This window comes from Aerococcus sp. HMSC23C02 (assembly GCF_001806805.1).
In the GTDB taxonomy this organism is placed as follows: domain Bacteria; phylum Bacillota; class Bacilli; order Lactobacillales; family Aerococcaceae; genus Aerococcus; species Aerococcus sanguinicola.
Genome location: NZ_KV786060.1, coordinates 487,456 through 493,484, shown reverse-complemented (window position 1 = coordinate 493,484; position 6,029 = coordinate 487,456). Strand labels below are relative to the sequence as shown.

Below are 6,029 nucleotides of genomic sequence, written 5' to 3'. Positions count from 1 at the left end.
CCATGGCTCTTCAAGGCCCAAATTCAAAAGCGGAGCGAATGCTCACCAGCATAATATGGCAAACCAACTAAATAATTTTATTTTACAAAGGGGTTAGGACCTATGTTTTAGCCTCTTTTTTCTTTTTCTTGTTGACAGGCGCTTGGATCTCGGTTAGACTATTAATCGTAACGATTACGATTTAAGGAAAGAAAGAGGGATTTTTTGAAACGAGATGTATTAATGGTGAGTCTGCTGAGTGTTCTGGCCCTGGGCGCTTGCCAGGCTTCGGATGCGCCCGCTAATCAAGCGGCAGCTTCTTCTAGTCAGACCGAGCAGGCGACGAGTCAGGATCATTCGGGACACAGCCATGAGGGGCACGACCATGGAGAGGATAGCCACGATCATACGCATGACCACAGTGGGGAAGACCATGACCATGCTTTTGAAGTGACCAAGGAGACCCTGGTCGGCAAGGAAGGGGAGGACTACCTGGTGGCGCACGGCGACCACTACCACAAAGTTCCTGCCGACAAGCTGACTGAAGAGGAGCGGAAGGACTTCGATGACTATTTGGCGGCCCATCCCAATCTTAAGGCCGACCATGAGAAGGCGCTCCAGGTCCAAGCCGGCTACTTCGACGATGCGGATGTAGCTGACCGAACCCTAGCAGATTGGCAGGGCGACTGGCAGTCGGTGGCCCCTTATTTAGAAGACGGCACTTTGGACCCTGTTATGGAATTTAAGGCGGTCAAGTCCGAGGGCGAGAAGTCGGCGGAAGACTACAAGGCCTATTACCAGAAGGGCTACCAGACCGACCTCAAGGGAATCAAGATCGAGGGCGACCAGATTACTTTTATCAAGAAAGACGGATCGACCGCAACTGGGACCTACCGGGCAGAAGGCTCGAAGATTCTCGATTATGAAAAAGGCAACCGCGGCGTCCGTCCCTTGTTTACCAAGGTATCCGGCGATGAGGAAGCCTATAATTATGTCCAGTTCTCGGACCACCACGTTGCCCCGAGCGACCATGTCAACCACTTCCATATCTTTGTAGGGAACGACTCCCACGAAGCCCTCTTTGAAGAAATGGACAACTGGCCAACCTTCTACCCCAAGGCATGGACCGGCGACCAGATCCTCGAAGACCAACTCCATCATTAGGAGAGGGAAAACCAGCTGCGGCTGGTTTTTTCTTTTTGGGGGATTGGGTGGAGAAGGGGGCTCGAACTTTCAAACGAGGACGTCGTTTGAAAGTTGCTCGTCTTCTACTTATGAATCACGGCCTCGTTTACGAGTAGGCCGCCAGGAACTTTCAAAGTAGAGCTTAGTTTGAAAGTAGTTGGCTGGTAACTTTCAGAAGGGGGTTTTATTTGCGAGTTGACCAGCGCCTCCCCAAATCCAATATGCCTCCTCCTTTGTTAATGAACGGGGAGGCTTATTTTTATCAGCTGATCTCCTCAAGCGATCACTCCTGTTCTTTTTCCGAGACTTCCGGTCTGGCGAAATATTTGCTATAGTAGCGTCTACAGAAGGGAAAGGTGATCGTATGAAGCGATTTGGGAAATTTTTTTTAGCACTTTTAGCGTTCTTGCTTTTGGGGGCTTGTGGCAAGCACGAGGAGGCGTCGTCGGAGAACCAGGCGGCCAAGGATAAGGTGCGCGTGGCGGTGGTTGGCTCGAGCGAGAAGGAAATCTGGGAGTTTGTCGCAGATAAGGCCAAGGCGGAAGGGATCGACCTGGAAGTGGTGGAGTTAACCGACTACAACCAACCCAACCAGGCCCTGGCCAATGGAGACGTCGAGCTCAACGCCTTCCAGCATTATGCCTTCCTCAAGCAGTGGAATGAGGACCACAAGGAAGACTTGACGCCGATTGGGCTGACCTTCATCACACCGCTCTATATCTTCTCTGACAAGGTGGATGATCTCAAGGACCTTCCGGAAGGTGGCCAGGTCTTGATTCCCCAGGAGACTTCGATTCAGGGGCGGGCGCTCTTAGCCTTGCAGACGGCGGGTGTATTGAAGCTCCGCGATGGCGGGTCGACCCTGTCTCAGGTCAGTGATGTCATTGAGAATCCTAAGAATATTGAGCTGGTGGAAGTGGAATCCGCCCAAGCCCCTCGCCTAGTCAAGGACGTGGATGCGGCGGTAGTGAACGGGTCCTTCGCTGAAGACGCAGGTATGAAGATTGAGGAAAATATCTTCACCGATGCCGACCACTTGGATCAAATTCCAAATGATCGCTATAATTTAATCGTGGCGCGCAAGGAAGACCAGAATAACTCCACACTTCAAAAAATTGTTCAGCTCTACCAAGCCCAAGATGTGGCGGACAAGATGAATGAAGTGAGTCCAGGCCAGTACTATCCGGTCTGGGGACAAAAGGTGGACTTCATCCCATAAATTTACATAAGATTTACAAGTTTTTAACCCAATTTCAATAAAGCTTAGCTATAATGTAATTGTCTGTTGGGAAGCAGACATGCATAAATTTTCCTTTAAAAGCAATCGAAGCATATACTCATTCGGTAGGCTCAATGTCAGAGCCTTGCTTTCACGCTCCCCACAAGCAAGAAGGCAGATTGCGACATGTCGAGGCCAGCTATTCAGCTGGTCTTTTTTTATTGTTTTTTTTGCCTTTGTGAATAAATGGGGGTGGATTTGCCTTCGGGAGGCTTGAATGCAGATAGCGGGACTGGGTTTGCGCTCGATGAGGCTGAGTGCAGATAGCGGTTGTGGATTTGCATTCGGCAAGCTTGTATGCAAATAGGAAAGTCCTGACTTGCTCCAAGCATCCAAAGCTAACCGCTCTTGCTCACACCCTCATAGTTGGGTTCGACTTGGCAGACTCGGAGTGATTTCACAAGTCAGAAACGAGCGAATGCTTCGCTCTTATTCTGACTTGCTCCAATCATCCGAGTCTAACCGCCAAGTCTCACACCCTGTCTAGTCGGGTTCGGGCTAGCAGAAATAGCTCCTCTTCACAAAGATCCGCCGAAGACTTTCAGTCTTCTCTGGCTTTTGCCTCCAGAGGTCTATTTCTCCCGCTAGCCCTCACACCCTTATGTTTGCGTATTTGTTTTTTTCGTGCCAGACTGGGGACAGAATCCTAATTAAGGAGTGGTAAGTATGTTACAAGGACGAAATTTTTTACGGGTGAGTGATTTTAGTCAAGCGGAATTGCGCAATTTGGTGGATTTTGCCTTGCATCTTAAGGATCTTAAGGCGCGGGGGATTCCTCATCCTTATTTGGAGGGGCAGAACTTGGCTCTAGTTTTCAACAAGGCTTCGACGCGGACGCGGGCGGCTTTTACGGTAGCAGCTAGCGATCTGGGGGCGGATTTGGAGTATTTTTCCACGGCGGATATGCAGTTGGGGACCAAGGAATCTGTTGCGGATACAGCTCGGGTTCTGGGGCGGATTTTTGATGGGATTGGTTTTCGCGGGGCGGCTCAGGAAGATGTGGATATTCTGGCTGCTGAAGCGGGGGTGCCGGTCTGGAATGCTTTAACGGACTTGGCCCATCCCATGCAGATGGTGGGCGACTACATGACTCTCAAGGAGGCTTACGGTGACTTGGCTGGGCTCAAGTTGGTCTATGTGGGGGACGGGCGTAACAATGTGGCCAATTCCCTGCTCTTGGCGGGCCTGATCCTAGGGGTTGAAGTGGTCATCGCGGCACCCGAATCCCTCCAGCCAAATGCCCAAGTTCGTGCGCTAGCGGACCGATTATCTGAGACTTACGGGACGCCCTACCAACTGACAGAGGATGTCCATACCGCTGTCCAAGAAGCGGACGCCATCTACACCGATGTCTGGGTCTCCATGGGGGAAGAAGACCAGCTGGAAGAGCGCATCAATTTACTCCAGCCCTACCAAGTCAATGCCCAGCTTATGGCAGAGACAGGCAAGGACACCATCTTCATGCACTGCCTCCCTGCCTACCACAACGGTGAGAGTGAAAAAGGCCGGGCCCTGGTCGATCAATACGGCGAGGCTGCCTTTGAAGTTACGGACGAGGTCTTCCAATCCGAGGCCGGCTGGCAATTCCAACAAGCTGAAAACCGCCTGCACTCGACCAAGGCCATTCTGGCGGCGACTAATGGGCATTTGTTTGTGCCGGGAGTTTAGAGTTAAGGGGGACGGAAAAGCAAGAACTAGCTTTCCCCAGTCCTCCCCCTTGTCAGTTTCCCCAATCCATGTTACAATAATCATTGTCGAAAGACCTTATGGCGAGGATGGAGATGTGAACCGGGTCAGATCGGGAACGAAGCAGCCCTAAGCATTTTCCATCTTGTGCTGTAAGTTTTTTATTTTGGATATTAAAGGAGCCGGCGCGCTGAATCAGCGGCCGGCTTTTTCTATGGGGTAAAATATACAATAAAAGAGGCCCAATCGCGATTAGAGCCTCTTTATTTAGGTAAATTTTTTATGATTTTCTTTATCAATGATCACAGGTTAAATGTTCCAAGGGCCGGCTGAGATCATCCAGGTCCTGGTAGTAGCTGAGAATTACTCTTCCGTTAAGGACTTTGGGTCGCTGCCGAGTGCCTGGGCCATGTCTTCATTGACTTTAACCACTAATTTTTCGGATTTTTGAACGGGCATTTCGCCTAGGTTTTTACCGTTTTTCAGGATGTCGATGGCCATTTGACCGGTTTGCTTGCCGAGTTCGTAGTAGTCCACCCCGTAAGCGCAGAGGGTACCTTCCACGCCAGCATCGAAGGCAGCAACTGAAGGCACTTTTTCTTCTTTGAGCACTTGGCCGATGGTTTGGATGGTGTTGGCGACGGTGTTGTCGGTTGGCAGGTAGATGCCGTCGACTTTCTTAGCCAGGGCCTTGGTGGCTTGTTGGATTTCGTTGGTCGTGGTGACGGTCATGCTTTCCACCTTGAGCCCCTTGGATTCGATATAGTCCTTGGCTTCCTTGTACTGCATCTCGGAGTTGACCTCGCTGGAGTTGTAGAGGATGCCTATGGTTTTAATGGAAGGGTCCGCCTTGAGCAAGAGGTCGACGACCTTGTCCGTTGGCGCGCCGTCGCTGGTTCCCGTCATGTTAGCGCCAGGTTTTTCCGCACTTTCGACCAATTTGGCGCTGACCGGATCAGTAACTGCCGTGAAAAGTTGGGGCGTCTTCTTATCGGTGTTCAGCATGGCTTGGGCAGCTGGGGTAGCGATGGAGAGGATGAGGTCGTTTTTACCTGCTAATTGCTGGGTGATACTCTGCAAGTTGGATTGGTCACCCTGGGCATTTTGGTAGTTGAGTGTTAAATTCTTGCCTTCTTCATAGCCGGCTTCCTTGAGAGCATCTGTGAAACCTTCCCGGGCCCGGTCGAGTGATTCGTGTTCCATAAATTGGAGGACACCCACTGATGCTTCGGCTTGACTATTATCTTCGGCTGCTTGCCCGCAAGCCCCTAAACCCAGCGCTAGGGCACCGAGACCTAATATTTTAACTAATTGCTTGATTTTCATGATGAGATCCTCCTTATAAGTTCTAAAAATAACCAACAAGTGACTAAACTCTCTTCCTTACAATAGAAAAACCGCCTTAGATAGTTATCCTAAGACGGTGGGTAAGTTCAAAAATATAGGCCCGGCCTCTTAGAATATCCAATCTATTCTATGGGGCCTAAGCATGGTAAAAATCTCTAGCCTCATAGATACAAACGCTTGGTCCGTGTTTGTACCTATGACTCGCATAGCTACAAACACTATCTAAAGAAGCTAAAGAAGAAAGTATTCGGTTGAGCCGAGCATGCGCCCAGGCAGTGAGTTGATTCAATTCTTAGCATGAGTCATGCTCCTTTCTCAAGTGATAATCCTATCATAGGACAAAAGTAAGAAGAAGTCAACCGTATTCTTATGGAATTTTAATTTATTCTGGGGAAAATGATCATGTGAAGGGGGAACTGGGGTTGATGGGCAGGCTGACTCACAAATAGAAATCCTGGATTGTGAGGCGAGTTGGGTCAACTTTCGAAAGTCCCCTTAGTTTGCGCTTAGGACCGAGTCAACTTTCGAAAATCCTCTTAGTTTGTGAGTCGGA

The 6,029-nt window shown here is 49.9% G+C and carries 4 protein-coding genes and 1 other RNA gene; 4 read left to right on the top strand and 1 reads right to left on the bottom strand.

All coding sequences use genetic code 11. From position 1 onward, the window contains the following. The first annotated feature begins 204 nt into the window (after positions 1 to 204). The 4 genes from HMPREF3090_RS08935 (at position 205) to ffs (ending at position 4,296) form a co-directional block, all read left to right on the top strand. Positions 205 to 1,143, top strand: a complete 939-nt coding sequence (locus HMPREF3090_RS08935; protein ID WP_067974242.1) for a ZinT/AdcA family metal-binding protein — start codon at positions 205 to 207, stop codon at positions 1,141 to 1,143. Positions 1,144 to 1,528: 385 nt separating this feature from the next. Continuing rightward, positions 1,529 to 2,383 (top strand): MetQ/NlpA family ABC transporter substrate-binding protein, encoded by an 855-nt coding sequence (locus HMPREF3090_RS08930; RefSeq protein ID WP_067974245.1) that lies wholly within the window; start codon positions 1,529 to 1,531, stop codon positions 2,381 to 2,383. A 726-nt stretch (positions 2,384 to 3,109) separates the two neighbouring features. Further along, complete coding sequence (argF, locus tag HMPREF3090_RS08925; protein WP_067974248.1) at positions 3,110 to 4,111, top strand: ornithine carbamoyltransferase; 1,002 nt, start codon at positions 3,110 to 3,112, stop codon at positions 4,109 to 4,111. Between the two features lie 88 nt (positions 4,112 to 4,199). Continuing rightward, an RNA gene (ffs, locus tag HMPREF3090_RS08920) (signal recognition particle sRNA small type) lies at positions 4,200 to 4,296 on the top strand. Positions 4,297 to 4,492: 196 nt separating this feature from the next. On the opposite strand, the gene HMPREF3090_RS08915 is transcribed toward ffs, so the two are convergent. Continuing rightward, positions 4,493 to 5,455: an ABC transporter substrate-binding protein gene (locus HMPREF3090_RS08915; RefSeq protein ID WP_070486493.1), complete on the bottom strand. Its 963-nt coding sequence runs from the start codon at positions 5,453 to 5,455 to the stop codon at positions 4,493 to 4,495. Positions 5,456 to 6,029: the final 574 nt, after the last annotated feature.

Coding starts and splice junctions, on each gene's coding strand:
- HMPREF3090_RS08930 (WP_067974245.1), top strand. CDS start 1,529: ATGAAGCGATTTGGGAAATTTTTTTTAGCACTTTTAGCGTTCTTGCTT.
- argF (WP_067974248.1), top strand. CDS start 3,110: ATGTTACAAGGACGAAATTTTTTACGGGTGAGTGATTTTAGTCAAGCG.
- HMPREF3090_RS08915 (WP_070486493.1), bottom strand. CDS start 5,455: ATGAAAATCAAGCAATTAGTTAAAATATTAGGTCTCGGTGCCCTAGCG.